The organism is Pseudarthrobacter sp. GA104, assembly GCF_009741265.1.
Taxonomy (GTDB): Bacteria; Actinomycetota; Actinomycetes; order Actinomycetales; family Micrococcaceae; genus Arthrobacter.
Window position 1 is genome coordinate 2,743,520 of the sequence record NZ_WOWL01000001.1, and the last position, 14,638, is coordinate 2,758,157.

The 14,638-nt window shown below is 62.8% G+C and carries 11 protein-coding genes and 1 pseudogene; 4 read left to right on the top strand and 8 right to left on the bottom strand.

Annotation, left to right across the window (positions count from 1 at the left end):
* Window positions 1–24 precede the first annotated feature (24 nt).
* Genes GK109_RS12510 through GK109_RS12525 form a run of 4 tightly spaced genes read right to left on the bottom strand, consistent with a single transcriptional unit; the run spans window position 25 to window position 3,675 of the window.
* Window positions 25–834: an amino acid ABC transporter ATP-binding protein gene (locus tag GK109_RS12510; protein ID WP_157240825.1), complete on the bottom strand. Its 810-nt coding sequence runs from the start codon at window positions 832–834 to the stop codon at window positions 25–27.
* Window positions 831–1,847: an amino acid ABC transporter permease gene (locus GK109_RS12515; protein ID WP_157240827.1), complete on the bottom strand. Its 1,017-nt coding sequence runs from the start codon at window positions 1,845–1,847 to the stop codon at window positions 831–833. Before GK109_RS12515 ends, GK109_RS12510 begins: the two co-directional genes overlap by 4 nt.
* Window positions 1,844–2,785, bottom strand: a complete 942-nt coding sequence (locus GK109_RS12520) for an ABC transporter substrate-binding protein (protein ID WP_157240829.1) — start codon at window positions 2,783–2,785, stop codon at window positions 1,844–1,846. The genes GK109_RS12515 and GK109_RS12520 overlap by 4 nt, the downstream gene beginning before the upstream one ends.
* A gap of 23 nt (window positions 2,786–2,808) precedes the next feature.
* Window positions 2,809–3,675 (bottom strand): chorismate synthase, encoded by an 867-nt coding sequence (locus tag GK109_RS12525; protein WP_157240831.1) that lies wholly within the window; start codon window positions 3,673–3,675, stop codon window positions 2,809–2,811.
* Window positions 3,676–3,779: 104 nt separating this feature from the next.
* Between GK109_RS12525 and GK109_RS12530 the strand changes: the two genes are divergently transcribed.
* A complete protein-coding gene (locus GK109_RS12530) occupies window positions 3,780–5,378 on the top strand; it encodes a CdaR family transcriptional regulator (RefSeq protein ID WP_157240833.1) in 1,599 nt (532 codons plus the stop codon).
* 5 nt (window positions 5,379–5,383) lie between these two features.
* Here GK109_RS12530 and GK109_RS12535 read toward each other — a convergent pair whose 3' ends face one another.
* Together GK109_RS12535 and GK109_RS12540 are read right to left on the bottom strand one after the other, a co-directional pair.
* Window positions 5,384–6,412, bottom strand: coding sequence for an ornithine cyclodeaminase (locus tag GK109_RS12535; RefSeq protein ID WP_157240835.1), 1,029 nt, complete (start codon window positions 6,410–6,412; stop codon window positions 5,384–5,386).
* A 163-nt stretch (window positions 6,413–6,575) separates the two neighbouring features.
* Window positions 6,576–7,007 carry an Lrp/AsnC family transcriptional regulator gene (locus tag GK109_RS12540; RefSeq protein WP_157240837.1) on the bottom strand — a complete coding sequence of 144 codons (432 nt, stop codon included), beginning with the start codon at window positions 7,005–7,007 and terminating at the stop codon, window positions 6,576–6,578.
* A gap of 201 nt (window positions 7,008–7,208) precedes the next feature.
* Here GK109_RS12540 and GK109_RS12545 point away from each other — a divergent pair, with 201 nt between their 5' ends.
* Window positions 7,209–8,942, top strand: a complete 1,734-nt coding sequence (locus GK109_RS12545) for an ABC transporter ATP-binding protein (RefSeq protein ID WP_157240839.1) — start codon at window positions 7,209–7,211, stop codon at window positions 8,940–8,942.
* Window positions 8,939–10,963 carry an ABC transporter ATP-binding protein gene (locus GK109_RS12550; RefSeq protein ID WP_157240841.1) on the top strand — a complete coding sequence of 675 codons (2,025 nt, stop codon included), beginning with the start codon at window positions 8,939–8,941 and terminating at the stop codon, window positions 10,961–10,963. The genes GK109_RS12545 and GK109_RS12550 overlap by 4 nt, the downstream gene beginning before the upstream one ends.
* A gap of 69 nt (window positions 10,964–11,032) precedes the next feature.
* Here GK109_RS12550 and GK109_RS12555 read toward each other — a convergent pair whose 3' ends face one another.
* Entirely contained in the window at window positions 11,033–11,953 is a 921-nt protein-coding gene (locus GK109_RS12555; RefSeq protein ID WP_157240843.1) for a DUF4435 domain-containing protein, read from the bottom strand.
* A complete protein-coding gene (locus tag GK109_RS12560; RefSeq protein WP_197432465.1) occupies window positions 11,950–13,125 on the bottom strand; it encodes an AAA family ATPase in 1,176 nt (391 codons plus the stop codon). Before GK109_RS12560 ends, GK109_RS12555 begins: the two co-directional genes overlap by 4 nt.
* 741 nt (window positions 13,126–13,866) lie before the next feature.
* Between GK109_RS12560 and GK109_RS12565 the strand changes: the two are divergent.
* Window positions 13,867–14,603 (top strand): annotated as a pseudogene (locus GK109_RS12565) (homocysteine S-methyltransferase family protein); the annotation flags it as partial.
* Window positions 14,604–14,638 lie beyond the last annotated feature (35 nt).

A 14,638-nucleotide genomic window follows, 5' to 3' on the forward strand; every position in this document is an offset into this window, starting at 1 on the left:
CCGTCCTGGCGGTGGGAAGCGGGACTACATCACGCTCTCGAGGAAGGAAATGGTCCTTGGGTTTTGCGGGTTGTCCAGCACGTCTTCGGGGGCGCCGGACTCCACCACCACCCCGCCGTCCATGAACACCACGCTGTCGCCCGCGCCGCGTGCGAAGCCGATCTCGTGCGTGACAACGATCATGGTCATGCCGTCCGCTGCCAGGGTCCGCATGACGTCCAGGACATCGCCCACCAGTTCCGGGTCAAGGGCGCTGGTTGGCTCATCGAACAGGAGGAGCTGGGGATCCATGGCAAGTGCGCGGGCGATGGCGACCCGCTGCTGCTGCCCGCCTGAAAGCTGGGACGGATAGGCCTTGGACAGGTGGGCCAGTCCCACCCTGTCCAGCAGTTCCATCCCGCGCTTGACGGCCTCCGCCTTGGGCACCCTTTTGACGCCGACCGGGGCGGCCCAGATGTTCTCCAGTGCGGTCATGTGGGGAAAGAGGTTGAAGCGCTGGAAGACCATTCCGATGCCCCGGCGCTGTTTGGCAACCTCGCGGGGTCTCATCTCGAAAATTTTGTCCTGGCGTTGCGCGTAGCCAATCAGGTCGCCCGCAACGGAGATCCGGCCGCCGTCGATCCGTTCGAGGTGGTTGATGCAGCGGAGGAAGGTGGATTTACCTGAACCGGACGGACCCAGGAGGCACATGACCTCGCCGGTGTTGACCGTCAGGGAGATGCCTTTCAGCACCTCGACGCCGCCATAGTGCTTCCGTACGTTGCTGGCCACGAGGAGCGGCTGTGCGGCCGGCCGGTGGCCGGTACGCCTGGGGGAGGCCAGTGCCTCGGTCATGACGGTTGTCCTTTCGATGCTTTCGGGGCCGAACCGGGGGACGTTGCCGTACCGGGGGACCGCTGTTTACCTAGCACTGCCCTGATCCTGGCCAGGGGAGTGGGAGCCTGCTGGCGGGCGTTGCCCCTGCCGTAGTGGCGTTCCAGGTAGTACTGGGGAACGGACAGCGCCGAGGTGAGGAAGAGGTACCAACAACTGACAACGATGAGGAGTTCCACCTGGCGCAGGTTCTGGGAAGAGATCTGCGTGGCCACGGTGTAGAGCTCCAGCACCGCGATAACGGAGAGCAAAGACGTGTTTTTGAGCATCGAGATCGTCTCATTGCCCATTGGCGGGATGATGACCCGCATGGCCTGGGGCAGGACCACACGGAACAGGGTGAAGGCCGGGGACATTCCCAGGGAGGATGCAGCTTCGTGCTGCCCGGCGTCGACGGACAGCATCCCGCCGCGAATGATTTCCGCTGAATAGGCGGCCTGGTTCAGGGTCATGGCGAGCAGTCCGGCAGTGAAGGCCGGGACCAGGGTGTTGGTGTCCACGGAGAAGACAGTGAATTCCGTGAAGGGAATGCCCAGCGAGATCTGTGAATACAGCAGTCCCAGGTAGCCCCAAAAGACCACTTGGATCAGCAGGGGAGTGCCCCGGAAGACCCAGACGTAGAACCAGGCGAAGGCGTTCATGACGGGATTCGTGGACAGCCGCATCACGGCGAGGAATACGCCAAAAACCGTGGACACCACCATGGATACAACGGTGAGGACAATCGTCAGGCCCACGCCCCCGAGGATCCGGGGATGGAACACATAGGTGCCAATGGTGCCGTGGTCGATGTTCGGGTTGGTCCACAGTGATGCCGCCAGCGCGGCAGCGCCCAGGGCAAGGAGGGCAGCTCCCACCCAGCGCCAGGGGTGCCGGAGGGGAACGGCTACGACGTCGTCCTGGCTGCTTCCATGGGCAGGCACGGTTCCGGGGCCGGCAGGTTTCTGGCGAGGGGTGGTGACGGCGGTGTTCATGGCTTGGTACCGCCCAGGTTCAGCCCGGTCTCCTTGACCGTGTAGTCGGAGAGGCTGTATTTGGCCAGGATCCGATCGTAGGTGCCGTCTGCGATGACCGACTGGAGGGCGGCCAGCAGCGCCTTCGAAAGCTCAGCGTCCTTCTTGAGAACACCTATACCGGTGTAGACGGGGTTGTATCCGGCCGGGTTGGCAGGGTCTTTTACGAGGTCGAAGATCTTCCCGCCGCCGGCGGTCGTGGCGGCATAGGCTGCCACCGCCGAATCAACGACGTCGGCTGCGGCCTTTCCGGACCGGACGGCTGTTTGGACGTCCGTCTCCAGCGGGAGTTCGGAGATCCTGATGGGCCGGGATCCTTTGTCCAGGCACTGCTGATCATAGGTGCGGAGGATTTCGGCCTGGACGGTGGCCTTCTGCACGGCGACGTCTTTGTCGCACAGGTCCAGGACGGTGGTGATGTTTCCGGGGTTCCCTTCGGGGACCAGGATCGAGAATCCTGCGTGGAAGTAGTCCACGAAATCCAGCGTTTCCTGGCGCTCCGGGGTGTCGTTCATCCCCGACATGATGATGTCGTTCTTGCCCGATTGCAGGGAGGGAATGATGCTGTCGAACGCCTGGGTCCGGAGCTCCAGCCGCACCCCGAGCTTGGCTCCGAGGGCCTGGGCGAGATCGTAGTCCAGGCCCGTGAGCTGCTGGTTTTCGTCGAACATCTCCATGGGTGGATAGGGAATGTCGGAGGCGACGTTGATGACGCCTGCGCTCTTGAAGCGTTCGGGAAGAGCGGCGGCGGCCGCGGCGTCCACGGCGCCTCCCGAAAAGGCGTTCGCATTGCTGGCAGGTGTTGTCTCTGCCGAGCAGGCTGCCAGGCCTGTCGCCAGCGCGAGGCCGGCGGCAAGGACGGCCGTCCGGGCCGTTACTGCACGGGATGTGATGCGCATGGGTTCTCCTCTTGGGGGTGGGTTTAGGCCTGGTCGGGCGCGGTCAGTTTGTACCAGCCGTCTCGCGTGACGCCGGATGCTTGACGCCCCGACGCGAAAGCGGGTTCGAAGATCTCCCGCACGAGCACACGCCACCGGGCTGCGGCGTCGGGGTTCGAGCCGCGGAGTGCCACGATGTCCCGCGGCGCGCGGCACCACAGCGTTCCGCCCGATTCCAGGAGGACAGGCAGCGAGTCGGGGCCGTATTCGAGGACGGCAGCCGAGTGGTCAGGTGGAAGTTCGATCTCCGCATGGATTCCGCGCCCGGCATCCATGCTCCGCTGGGAGGCCAGCGGCCATACCGCCACGAGGCGGTCGCTTTCGTCGTTGGCGTTGATCTCGTCCTGCATCTGGCCATAGAAGTTGCAGGCATACTCTGATGCGTACGCTCCCAGCTTGGTGAGGTTGAAGCGGGCGTTGCGGCTGACCAGCGGGTCAAAGGTCCAGGTCATGGTGTCGATGCCCCGGGCCAGTGACCAAGCCCGCTGGTGTTGTTTGAGGGCGAACCCAACGCCCTTGTCGCCGCTGCCGGGAAGCACGCCGGCAATCAGCGAGTAGGTGGATCGCCCTCCGGGGGAGACGATCCCCACCGCCGCTCCGCACAGTTGCCCGGCGTGGTCGTAAGCGGCGGACACATTGCAGCCGGCATGCGCAATGCTGCGCAGAAGGTCGAAGGGGATAGGTGCGCCGTGCGGTGACATGCCCCAGATGGCAATGAGCAGTGCTTCCACGTCCCGGAGGCGGTCGCGGTCGTGTTCGTCCACCACCAGGACACCGGCCCTGGACGCTGCTGCGGTTGCTGATTCTGCGGCTTGAAGTGCGGCCGGACCGGCATCAAGAGTAAGTGACATGCGTCAACTATCTGCTGTGCCAGCACGCGGCGGCTTCAGTGCAGGCAACGAAGGTTATCGACTCTTCTTGTGTTCCAGCACCATAGGTGTGAAGCTTTAGCCCTATGACCGAGGCCACCCATCGCAATGACAGCATCCACCTGCCCCACCTGCTGAAGATGCTCGAGGACACCGGACTGGTGCTCGGTTCAGGAGCGGTGCCGCCCAGGTTGTCCCTGATGAGTCCGTCGCTCTATGACCCCTTCGTGCCGCTTGAAGGCCTGCGTGGGGGCATTTTGCTCGGGATCGGGCTGCACCCCGCGGACCCGGGCACTGCAGGCGTGGTCCGGGATGCGGCGGAAGCCGGCTTTGCCGCAGTGGTGGTCAAGAAGCTCCACCAGGACATCGGACACCTCGCAGCGGTGGCGGACGAAGCCGGCATCGCCCTCCTGGTGGTGGACGACGACGTGAGGTGGCGGCATCTCAATGCACTCCTGGACTCTGCCCTCAACGCCTCGGCAGATGCCGGTAGCACCATCTCACCGCTGGGAGTGGGGGACCTTTTCGCGTTGGCAAACGCCATTGCGGCGATGGTCGGAGGGGCTACCACCATCGAGAACCTGCAGGAACAGGTGTTGGCGTACTCCACGCTTGAGGACCAGCCGATCGATGAGGACCGGCGCAGGGGAATCCTTGGCCGGCAGGTGCCCTACCTGCCCGAAAACGCGGGCCAGTACGCGGCGGTGTTCCGGTCCTCCGGGGCAGTCCGGATCGAGGGCGTCCGGCCCGCCATGGACAGGATGGCGATAGCAGTCCGGGCGGGCAAGGAGCCCCTGGGATCAATCTGGGTTGTTGATGTCCATGGCGATCTGGATGGCGAAGCCGAACAGGCCCTGGAACGCGCCGCGGACATTGCAGCGCTCCACATGCTCCGCGCCCGCAGCAGCCATGATCTCGCACGCCAGCAACGCGCGGAGCTGCTGCGCAGGCTCCTCGAAGGAGGCGACGACGCCATCCTGGTTGCCGAACAGCTGGGGCTGCGGAATTCGGGTCCCTTTGCGGTCGTCGCTTTTCAGGCGGAACCCGGGCAGGCAGCCGAGACTACGCTGGTGAGGATTGCGGACTTGGTGACCACGCAGTGCGAGGCCCACGGCCAAGGCGCTCAATGCGTGCAGGCGGGCTCTACCATTTATGCAATATTCCCGGCGGCGGCTGCGTCGTCCCTGGGGTCAATCGAAGCCCTTGCCCGGAGGCTCAACGATCGTTCCCGGGCATCGCTGGGAGTTGAGCTGCGTGCGGCAGCGGGTCCCGCGGTCGACGCCGTCTCGGACATCAGCCGTTCACGGCATGACGCCGATCTTGTCCTGCTGATGCTCGCCTCGGACGGCTTCCCGGGCACGTACGCCAGCGCAGGGGAGGTCCGCAGCCGCCTCACCCTCCTGGAGTTGGCCGCGGCGTTCCGGGCGGCACCGCACCTTCTGTCCGCTGCCGCCCGGAGAATCCAAGAGTACGACGCCGATTTTGGCACCGGATATGCCCTGACGCTGAGAACCTACCTTGACTGCTCCCGCGATTCCGCAAGGACAGCGGCAGCCTTGTCCCTGCACCAGAACACTCTCCGGTACCGCCTCAAGCGCCTGCGGGACCTCTTCGGCGTGGATTTGGACCAGCCCGAGGACACGCTGGTGCTGTGGCTAAGCTTGCACGTGCTCGAGCTGAACTAGCCGGGCTAGCCGACCGGGGAGAGCGCGCCCACCAGGCCGAAGAGGTCTTTGGGATCCTCCGGGTTTGCGACCAGGTCGATCTCTTCGAAGAAGTCGGATCCCTGGACCGCATCCCGCACATAGCGGAGGGCGGAGAAGTCCTCGATGGCGAAGCCGACAGAGTCGAAGATGGTGACCTGCTCAGGCGTTGACCGCCCGGCAGCCCCTCCGGCCAGGACCTGACAGAACTCGGTCACGGCAAAGTCCGCCGGCATCTGCTGGATCTCGCCTTCGATTCGGGTCTGCGGCGTGTACTCCACGAACACCTCGCCGAGTTCCAGGATGGCGGCGTCAAGTTCGGTCTTTCCCGGGCAGTCCCCGCCGATGGCGTTGATGTGGACGCCGGGGCAGATCATGTCTGCGCTGAGGACAGTGGCGTTGGCCTTGTCCGCGGTACACGTGGTGATGACGTCCGCACCCTGGACGGCGTCGGCCGCAGAAGACGCAATGTGGACATCGAAACCCAGCGGTGCCGCATTGCGCAGCAGCTTCGCCATGGCGGCCTGGTCAGTATCCCAGACCCGGAGGGTGGTGATCCCCAGGGCGGCCTTGAACGCCAAAGCCTGGAACTCCGACTGGCTTCCCGTGCCGATCATGGCCATCACAGAGGAGTCGGGGCGGGCAAGCCTTCTGCCAACCATGCCGGAAGTGGCTGCAGTCCGCAGGGCTGTCAGCAGCGTCATCTCCGTCAGGAACGTGGGGTATCCGTTGTGGACATCTGCCAGCACTCCGAATGCGGTTACTGTCTGGAAGCCTCGGGCGGGGTTCGAGGGGTGACCATTGACGTATTTGAAACCGTAGGTCTCGTGGTCGCTCGTAGGCATGAGTTCAATGACGCCAAACGGAGTGTGGCTGGCAACCCGGGGAGTCTTATCGAAGGATTCCCAGCGGCGGAAGTCGTCCTCAAGGTAGTCCATCATTTCCGAGATGATGGTTTGCGTTCCCGTGCGGGCCACCCAGCGAACCATGTTGTGAACATCCACAAAACGCGTCATTGCGCTCCTTCTTCCGTGTGAACCATTAGTGTCCTCACGGTATTCGGCGCCGATAAGCGCCCACAATGAGCAAAGCGCGTACTTTTCGTCAAAGACATAGACATTCTGCCAGGTCATTTCTGGCATTGTGCAAGATCACGCACTCAGCGCTCCGCTCGGGCCCCTACCTGAGCACCGAACTGAGCAGCAGGCTTGTTTCACTGTTGAGCACGCCATTGACCGCACGGATCCTGCCAAGGACATCGTCGAAGCCGCTGAGGTTTTCGGTGGCCAGTTCCGCTACGAGGTCCCAGCCGCCGTTGGTGGTGTGCAGTGCGCGGATTTCCGGAAAACCGCGTAACTCCCGTATGACGTTCTTGGCAGACCTGCCCTCGACCGCGATCAGCGTGATGGCGCGAATTGTCAGTGGATCTACTTCGTCACGGACCCGTGCCGTAAAGCCCACGATGGTTCCAGAGGCGAGCAGGCGTTCAAGGCGGCTATTCACGGTAGCCCTCGCCACTCCAAGCCGGCGCGACAGGCTGGCCACAGACTCCCGGCCGTCCTCGCGGAGGGCAGACAGCAGCCTGCGATGAAGATCAGTGAGGTCAGTCATGTACAGAACGTATAACGATGGTTTGCAATACGCGCATTCTGGGAGGCAAGACGCAAGCCCTGATGTTGCCTGCAGGATCAGCAAAATACGCCCTCCGAGAACCAGCCCGGATTCTCCTGCATCGGCACGGCCTGTTCCCAGCCTCCGGACGTAAACTGACCTTCGCACCACCTCTTGTGGACACTGTGTCAGGAGCCGCCCATGCTCTGGAAGCTGCTTGTTGAATACCTGCGGCCGCACCGGCCGCTGCTCGCCGCCGTCGTGGTTTTCCAGCTGGCGCAGTCCATCGCGTCCCTGTACCTGCCCACCCTGAACGCGGACATCATTGATGAGGGTGTGGCCAAGGCGAACATCGGCTACATCCTGAGCCTGGGCGGCGTGATGCTGGCGATCACCCTGCTGCAGATCGTGTGCGCGGTGATCGCGGTGTACTTCGCGGCGAAGGCGGCCATGGGCGTGGGCCGGGACCTTCGGGGCGCGATCTTCAAACGGGTGGGGGAGTTCTCCGAGCAGGAAGTCACCAAGTTCGGCGCGCCAAGCCTGATCACACGGTCCACGAACGACGTGCAGCAGGTCCAGCAGCTGGTGCTCATGTCCGCCACCATGCTGGTCACTGCGCCCATGCTCAGCATCGGCGGGGTGATTATGGCCGTGCGGCAGGACGTGCAGCTGTCCTGGCTGATCGCCGTCGCGGTCCCGGTGCTGCTGGTCGCCGTCGGCCTGCTCACCGCCCGGATGGTGCCGCTGTTCCGCAAGATGCAGAAGCGGATCGACACCGTGAACCGCGTCCTCCGCGAGCAGCTCACCGGCATCCGCGTGGTCCGCGCGTTCGTCCGCGAGGACATCGAGACCGCGCGCTTCGCCCAGGCCAACGACGACGTCACGGACACCGCCCTCCGTGCCGGCCGGCTCATGGCCCTCGCGTTCCCGGTGGTGATGCTGGTGCTGAACGTCTCCAGCGTGGCCGTGATCTGGTTCGGCTCGTTCCGCATCCAGGACGGCTCCATGCAGGTGGGCACGCTCATCGCCTTCCTGAGCTACCTGATCCAGATCCTGATGTCCGTCATGATGGCCACGTTCATGGCCGTGATGATCCCGCGCGCCGCCGTCTCCGCGGACCGGATCGGCGAGGTGCTGCGCACCGAGTCCAGCGTCCGCCCGCCACGGAACCCCCTGAGCAGCGAGGTCCGGCGCGGCGAGCTGGAAATGCGCGACGTCGGATTCGCCTACCCGGGTGCCGACCAGCCCGTCCTTTCCGGCATCAGCTTCACCGCCATGGCGGGGCAGACGACGGCGATCATCGGCAGCACCGGCTCCGGCAAGACCACCCTGGTGAACCTCATGCCCCGGCTGTTCGACGCGACCAGCGGGGCCGTAAGGATGGACGGCGTGGACGTGCGCGAGCTGCACCCGGACCTGCTCTGGGGGCACATCGGCCTGGTCCCGCAGCGGCCCTACCTGTTCAGCGGCACCGTGCGCAGCAACCTGCTCTACGGCAAGCCGGACGCCACCGAGGACGAGCTCTGGACCGCCCTGGAAATCGCCCAGGCGCGGGACTTCGTGGAACGGATGGACGGCGGCCTGGACGCGCCCATCAGCCAGGGCGGCACCAACGTCTCCGGCGGGCAGCGGCAGCGGCTGGCCATCGCCCGGGCCCTGGTGAAGCGTCCCGAGCTGTACATCTTCGACGACTCGTTCTCCTCGCTGGACACCGGCACCGACGCCCGCCTCCGCCAGGCCCTCAAGCGCAGCACCGCCGGCGCCACGCTGGTGATCATCGCCCAGCGCGTCTCCAGCATCGTGGACGCGGACCAGATTTTAGTGCTCGACGGCGGCAGGATCGTGGGGCGCGGAACGCATAGTGAACTGCTGGAGACGTCGGAGACGTACCGCGAGATCGTCTCGTCCCAGCTGGCGGCGGAGGAGACGGTATGAGCCGCCAGCCCTCTCCCGCACCCGGCACCCAAGCCGCACCCGCCTCTGCGACCGGCGGCGCCGCCGTCGTACGCATTCCCCGTCCGATGGGCGGGCCGGGACGTGGCGGGCCGTTCGCGGGGATGAACGTCCCGGCGGAGAAGGCGATGAACTTCTGGCCGTCGGCCAAACGGCTGCTGGGGAAGCTGCGGCCGGAGCGGGCGTGGCTGCTGCTGGTGTTCGTGACGGCGGTGGCCGGGGTGGCGCTCTCGGTGACCGGGCCGCGGCTGCTGGGGGAGGGCACCAACCTGATCTTCGCCGGGGTGGTGTCCCGGGAGCTGCCCGCGGGGGTGAGCAAGGAGCAGCTGATCGCGCAGCTGCGGGCGTCCGGGGAGGGGCAGCGCGCGGACATGCTCAGCGCCATGGACCTGGTGCCGGGGCAGGGGATCGACTTCGCCGCGCTGGGGAATGTGCTGGCGTGGGCGCTGGTGCTGTATGTGCTGTCGTCGGCGTTCATGTGGGTGCAGGCGTATGTGCTGAACGGGGTGGTGCAGCGGACGGTGTTCGGGCTGCGCGGGGAGATCGAGGCGAAGATCCACCGGCTGCCGCTGCGGTATTTCGACTCGATCCAGCGCGGCGAGCTGCTCAGCCGGGTGACCAACGACGTGGACAACATCTCCCAGAGCCTGCAGCAGACCATCAGCCAGGCGGTCACGTCGGTGCTGACGGTGCTGGGCGTGCTGGTGATGATGGTGATCCTCTCGCCCACGCTGGCGCTGATCGCGCTGGTGACCATTCCGCTGACGCTGGGGATCACGGCGCTGATTGCCAAGCGCTCGCAGAAGCTGTTTGTGGCGCAGTGGAAGAACACAGGTGAGTTAAATGGGCAGATCGAGGAGACGTACACCGGGCATGCGCTGGTGAAGGTGTTCGGCCGGCAGCGCGAGGTGGAGGAGCGGTTCCGGCAGAAGAACGCGGAGCTGTATGAGGCGAGCTTCGGGGCGCAGTTCATTTCCGGGCTGATCATGCCGGCCATGACGTTCATCGGGAACCTGGTGTACGTGGGGATCGCGGTGGTGGGCGGGCTGCAGGTGGCGTCCGGGGCGATGCAGCTGGGCGATGTGCAGGCGTTCATCCAGTACTCGCGGCAGTTCACCATGCCGCTGGCGCAGCTGGGGTCCATGGCGAACGTGCTGCAGTCGGGGGTTGCCTCGGCGGAGCGGGTGTTCTCGTTGTTGGATGAGGACGAGGAGTCTGAGGAGCCGGCCCCTTCCACCGGGCCGGCGTTCGGGCGGGGGCGACTGGTATTCGAGGATGTGTCGTTCTCGTATTCGCCGGACAAGCCGCTGATTTCCGGGCTGTCTTTGGTGGCGGAGCCGGGGCAGACGGTGGCGATTGTGGGCCCCACCGGGGCGGGCAAGACCACGCTGGTGAACCTGATGATGCGGTTCTACGAGCTGGATGCCGGGCGGATAACGCTCGACGGCGTGGACGTCACCTCGGTGCCGCGGCGCGAGCTGCGCTCGCGGCTGGGGATGGTGCTGCAGGATACGTGGCTGTTCGGCGGGACCATCCGGGACAACATTGCTTATGGGCGGCCTGGGGCTACTGAAGACGAGATTCTGGAGGCGGCGCGGGCGACGTATGTGGACCGGTTCGTGCGGTCGCTGCCGGACGGGTATGACACCGTGCTGGACGACGAGGGCGCCAACGTGTCCGCGGGGGAGAAGCAGCTGCTGACGATTGCGCGGGCGTTCCTGGCGCGGCCCTCTGTGCTGATCCTGGATGAGGCGACGTCTTCGGTGGATACCCGGACCGAGGTGCTGGTGCAGAAGGCGATGAGTGCACTGCGGTCCGACCGGACCTCCTTTGTCATCGCCCACCGCCTGTCCACGATCCGCGACGCCGACCTCATCCTGGTGATGGAGGCCGGCCAGATCGTGGAGCAGGGGACGCACTCTTCACTGCTGGCTGCCGGCGGGGCTTACGCACGGCTGTACGAAGCGCAGTTCGCGGCACCGGTGGCGGAAATTGAGGAATAGAGTTCGCTGATCCGCGAAGAGCCGTATAGCCACAAAAATTTCACAAGGCGCAGTCAAAGTTGCGAAAACCTAGCGTGGGTCTAGGAGGCCTAGTCTGCCGTAGTGGTAGCTCGCCTGATGTTCAAAGTTTATATTGTCCAGCATTACCAAAGTCAATTGCATAGACCTCGCCTTGACGTCTCGCTCATTGACTGCGTAGACCGGTGAAATCAAATGTATGATAAACCCGGGTATCAGCTTTCCTTTGAGGAGGCGAAAGTATTTTGCGCTCTCGTAGACCGAGTCAACCATCCCGCTAATCACGGCAAACTGCTGCTCGGGATCCTCGACAACTGCTGTCTGAATAAGGGCCTGATAGTGACTGCTGTATGCGGCCGAATCATATGCCCCGTAAAGATGTTCGTTGATTTGTGATGGGCGTGAGGGGGTGACCTGACATCTGGAGCGCAATGGCTCGGACGCGATGCAGAGGGTAAGCCAGGCCCGCCAGCGAAGGGCAAGTTCGAATGCGTAATTCGACGCTAAAGCGAACGCTGCATCACTCTCCTCAGAGGTCAATGAGAATACCGTTGCTAGCGCCTTCTTCAAGTCACCTTGGCGGTAAATCTCCGCTTCCACGTCCGGCGCATGCGTGTAAATTATATGAGGATTATCGTGAAGTTTCCCTGAAAACTCATCGAAGTCGCGATCTAGGAAGAAGACCATATGCTTAAGTTGGCTATTGGTCTTCAAGGTCAAGTGATTGGTATTTTTGAAAAACTCAAAGTGACTGAGAACGGCCGACTTTCCGCCGGTGCTAACGGGTTCATCGGATATTTCGGAACTCCGAATGATCCTTACGCCAGCATTTGATATTTCTGGATGGGATGTCAGGAGACGTTCATAGTAGACAGCATCATGGTTCTTGCCCTCAACGAAGACTGTGTACTTTGCGGCGGTGATACGAGCAACGCCCGCGAACCCGGTACGGGAGTATCTGGGAATGCTCATAGTTCAAAAATTTGGTGTTCTGGGACGCGGGCAACAACTTCAGGGGAGTGCGTTGCAAGGATCAACTGGCAGTCTGGGTTCACAGCCTGCATACACGCGACTAATTGACGTTGCCAATCGATGTGCATAGATAGTTCTGGTTCATCAACCATCACTGGACTTGACTCGCCCGCAAGTGTAGTGAGGAGGATGCGAAGTAACTGCTTCTCACCAGAGGATAAACGATCCACGCTGATCGACCTCCGGCCTCCCGCCTGGACCTCGATCCTGCTATATCGGGTGAAACGAATTTTCTTATCACCGGAGTACAGTGCCTCTATTGTTTTTTGAAAGGCAAGCTGGGAACGGGTTGCTTTTTCTATGTCAGCGTTCACGTCGCGGATTCGATGGACGACGCTTTGCAGTTCCTTTTGATTTCGGTATCGCTTCATGAAAGCTGCCCGATCAACATCCAGTTGCATTCCCTGCTGTACCAGGAAGTCAAGGACAAGTCGATAAGCGTCGTCCTCATCAATTGCGGTTTCCGGTAGTTCGCTAGCGCGCACCATGACGCTCTGAAATAGGACTGAAAGAATGTCTGCCAAGCCCTTTTGCTGTATCTCCCTAATTTTGACCAGAGAAACCGAGTTATACTGACGCCAGGCTGTTTCAATGTCGGCTTCGAAATCGAAATCCTCCACATCATAAGTTGATGCGCCAGACAACCTTCCTATTCGCCGGACCTGAATGTCGTTCAACCGGCTGATGGGGAGGAAGCTATGTTGGTAGGGTAGTTCGTAATCGGGCCCTACATCTCCCTCGATAACTCGCGTCACCCATCCTTCCCCTTCAGGGGAATCTTCGAAATGGTCTGACCGGTCGTAATGGGAACGCTGGTCATGTGGGCGTGGTGCTTTGTGAGAAGATCGGTTACCGGGCGCCTCCCGCTTAAGAGTTCGCTCTAACGTTGCGTTATAATTTTCGCTGAAAAAAATGACCCGAGCAAACTCGAATGAAACGTCGGAAATTGCACCTGGGTCGTTGGCAAGCGCAGACTGAAGAATGCGGAGAAAGGAAGTCTTTCCCGAACCGTTAAGACCCCAAAAAACGTTTAATGAATTGTCCAGCTTGAACTTGTGAGTTTTTATCGACCCAGCCAGACCTTGAATCTCTGCCTCAATGATCTTGGTCAACTTCAGTCCTCTGCTATGGATCGTAGGCCCGCGCTGCGGAACCGGCCAACATAGTCGGCCGTCATGATCATAGTGGCTTTTGAAGATGTGCCGAGCAGCAACCAAGAAAGTTTCCGAGCCTTCGGTTCGAAGCGGGTAGTCTTCGAAAGCCTCCATTCGCCCGCACAACCAACGCCCTCGCATGAGACGCGCCGGAGTGCTGCTTCACAAGCGTGGAAGCGACTCTTGGCCTGTGAACGGCAGACTGCTGGTAGCCCACGAGCTGGAGGGTGTCCAGCCCGAAGTTACGCTCGAGAGCCTCTACCTGGACTCGCTGCGGAACTTGTCCCCAGCCAGCAGTGCCACTGTGTTTACCTGAAGTGGTACAGCGGCCTGCAGCCGAGCGCCGCGAGGTCATGAGCCGCTACACCAACGGCACGCACCAAGACCGGCACGGTCACCCTAATCATCAGCGGTAACCGCCCGTTCCAGCACGCAGTAACAGAAGCGGTTCAGCTTCTAGAAAAGCCGCGCCGCCTGACTCACCCTGTGCAGGCCCGCCGAACTCTCGCCGCAGATCATTGACAACTCGACCGCCCTTTCGCTTGTAGGACGTCGTCTTCTGCGGCGGCGAGTAATCGGGAGAAATTACGACTTGGTGCCGCATCTTTGGGCTAGCCAGCCGAACCTCCTGGAGGTTCCCGCCCTCGTAGTACATGGACACACAGCGCAACGTGCCGCCCCCGCACGTAACCTGTTTAGATGCCTCGTTTTGCGCTTGATATTGAGTCCTGCCCCGCCCCTTCCGTGCGCAGGAGCTCCTGGACGCCGTGAACCACCGCGTGGTCATCGCTGACGGCGCGATGGGCACGATGCTGCAGGGCCGGGACCTCTCACTTGAGAAGGACTTCCTGGGCCTCGAAGGCTGCAACGAGATCCTCAATGACACGCGGCCCGATGTCCTCGCGGACATCCACGACGCCTACTTCGCCACGGGCATCGACGCCGTCGAGACCAACACCTTCGGCGCCAACTGGTCCAACCTCTCCGACTACGGCATTGACGACCGGATCGAGGAGCTCGCGCGCAAGGGCGCCCAGATCGCCCGCGAACGCGCCGAAGCGGCAGAACAAACAGACGGACGGATGCGCTGGGTCCTTGGCTCCATGGGCCCGGGCACCAAGCTCCCCAGCCTCGGGCACACCAGCTACGACTACCTCAAGCAGACGTTCGCCCTGCAGGCCGAGGGCCTCATCGACGGCGGCGCGGACGCCTTCCTCATCGAAACCAGCCAGGACCTCCTGCAGACCAAGGCCGCCGTCAACGGCTGCAAGCAGGCCATCGTCACCCGCGGCATCCGCCTCCCCATCTTCGTCGAGGTGACGGTCGAAACCACCGGAACCATGCTCATGGGTTCCGAAATCGGCGCCGCGCTGACCGCCCTCGAGCCGCTCGGCGTCGACGCCATCGGCCTGAACTGCGCCACCGGACCGGACGAAAGACCGAAGAAGTGTCCTCCCGCCATGCGGTATCC

What these genes read in the sequence shown, in the direction of transcription:
- GK109_RS12515 (WP_157240827.1), bottom strand. Translation starts at nt 1,847, where the DNA reads ATGAACACCGCCGTCACCACCCCTCGCCAGAAACCTGCCGGCCCCGGA.
- GK109_RS12540 (WP_157240837.1), bottom strand. Translation starts at nt 7,007, where the DNA reads ATGACTGACCTCACTGATCTTCATCGCAGGCTGCTGTCTGCCCTCCGC.
- GK109_RS12545 (WP_157240839.1), top strand. Translation starts at nt 7,209, where the DNA reads ATGCTCTGGAAGCTGCTTGTTGAATACCTGCGGCCGCACCGGCCGCTG.
- GK109_RS12555 (WP_157240843.1), bottom strand. Translation starts at nt 11,953, where the DNA reads ATGAGCATTCCCAGATACTCCCGTACCGGGTTCGCGGGCGTTGCTCGT.
- GK109_RS12535 (WP_157240835.1), bottom strand. Translation starts at nt 6,412, where the DNA reads ATGACGCGTTTTGTGGATGTTCACAACATGGTTCGCTGGGTGGCCCGC.
- GK109_RS12520 (WP_157240829.1), bottom strand. Translation starts at nt 2,785, where the DNA reads ATGCGCATCACATCCCGTGCAGTAACGGCCCGGACGGCCGTCCTTGCC.
- GK109_RS12530 (WP_157240833.1), top strand. Translation starts at nt 3,780, where the DNA reads ATGACCGAGGCCACCCATCGCAATGACAGCATCCACCTGCCCCACCTG.
- GK109_RS12525 (WP_157240831.1), bottom strand. Translation starts at nt 3,675, where the DNA reads ATGTCACTTACTCTTGATGCCGGTCCGGCCGCACTTCAAGCCGCAGAA.
- GK109_RS12550 (WP_157240841.1), top strand. Translation starts at nt 8,939, where the DNA reads ATGAGCCGCCAGCCCTCTCCCGCACCCGGCACCCAAGCCGCACCCGCC.
- GK109_RS12510 (WP_157240825.1), bottom strand. Translation starts at nt 834, where the DNA reads ATGACCGAGGCACTGGCCTCCCCCAGGCGTACCGGCCACCGGCCGGCC.